Consider the following 1,788-nt stretch of genomic DNA (forward strand, 5'->3'; position numbering starts at 1 on the left):
ATTATTAATCGATATCGACGCTCAGGCAAATAGTACCTTTGCAACAGGTTTAGTTAAGTTTCAGTTTGAAGAAGAAGATGATTTGCGCGATCGCAATGTTTGCCATCTCATCAGTAGTGCCGATACCAATTTTATCCATGAAATAGTCCGCGAATCACAATATTTTAGCGATCCAGAAATTGCCGTCATTCCAGCACATATCAATTTAATCGATCGTCAGGTAGATTTGACAACCTCGATGGCAAGTCGAAATAGACTGATCGAAAAGCTCAAGCGGGTAGAAAACAATTACGATATTGTGATAATCGACACCCCACCATCTCGCGATATTTATGCCGAAGTTGCACTACTCACCGCTGACTATCTAATTATCCCTTCCGATCTCAAACCGTTTGCAAATCAGGGCTTACCTACGGTCAAGAATTATATCAAAGCAATCGATGAAACCCGGTCGATTATTGGTAAAAAGCCGATTCAAGTCTTAGGTGTATTAGCTTCAAAAATCTCGACTAATGCTCGATTTATCGAATACACCTTCCCCAAGCAACGAGCAGTTATTAGTAATCGCTATGAGATGCCCCTGATGGAATCGGTCATTTACGATCGCACTGCCCTATCAGAATCATTTAATAAAATAGTTGTCGTCGGCGATATCGAATATCCAGATCCCAAATCGATCTTTAAGTATGCCGATGAAGTCAAGAGTACCGCTCAGGTTTCGGCAATGGAGTTTGAAGTTTTGGCACAGGAAGTTTTAACTAAGATTGGGTTAGTCTCATGATTAAATGTTATTTTGTTGATGTTAAAAGTATCAGCTCGACTGTATCTAAGTCAAAATTTAAAAAGGCAGAGATCGATCGATTAGCCGATGCAATGCTAGCAGCAGATGGATTGCTCCGTCCATTAATCTTGCAACAAACGGGTGTAGAAAAATATACAGTAATCGAAGGTCATCGGGAATATTACGCTGCCGTCAGAGCGAAGGAAAAAGATATCAGAAAAGCGGAGATGGTAAATGCTTTTGTCATCGATGCTAACTCGCACAAATCAGCGATCGATCAATTAAAGTTATTCACACCACAGTCAGCAAGTGAGAGTCTTACTCCAGATACCGCTCCCGATCTATTAACTGACATCATCGCTGCCAGTATCGATCGACTATTACCTGAAATTACCGCCGCGATCTCGACTCAACTCCAGCCGATCGTTTCCCAACTTGCCAATCATCAACAAATATTAGATACGATCGCATCAGCTCTAGCAACTAAGCCAAAGGATGAAAGCGGAAAACAAATTCAAGCTGAAGAGAAAAAATTGCTTTCGATCGTAGACTTACCAGAACAGGAAGTTAAGCCAGTAGTAGATTCTCAACCTAAGATCGAGCGAAAGAAAAAAAGTGAGTCTGTAGAGACTTTAGGATCGGATTCACCAGAACCCAAACCAACCAAAGCAACTAAAACCACTCCTAGAAGTAGTAAAAAAACTAAAGCCGCAGATACATCTGCATCTATTCCTGTTGCGATCGAACCGCAGGCACAAACTACAGCAACAATTTTAGTGCCGAAAACAACTAAATCTGCTGAAACCAAGCCAGCGGCAACTGGTGTCTCGACGGGTTCAGACAAAGCAACGCTCGCGCTCGATCTAATCAATCATCTCAACCAAGATGAGCTAATGGTAAAAATAGAAAGATCGAGCGTAAAAATCACGAGAGATATAGTTGAAAGTATTATCTTGAAGCGAGCTAGTCAGCCAGCGCAAAAGTTTGCTAGCTGGGACGATCTGAGC

The 1,788-nt window shown here is 41.6% G+C and carries 2 protein-coding genes; both read left to right on the top strand.

What is annotated here, in order from left to right; translation table 11 throughout:
• Positions 1 to 781 (top strand): AAA family ATPase (locus RMO35_RS04010; RefSeq protein ID WP_309738721.1); only part of this gene is annotated, 781 nt, incomplete at its 5' end.
• A partial coding sequence (locus RMO35_RS04015; protein ID WP_309738722.1) for a ParB N-terminal domain-containing protein occupies positions 778 to 1,788 on the top strand: 1,011 nt, incomplete at its 3' end. The genes RMO35_RS04010 and RMO35_RS04015, both read left to right, overlap by 4 nt.

The organism is Chamaesiphon sp. OTE_20_metabat_361 (genome assembly GCF_031364565.1).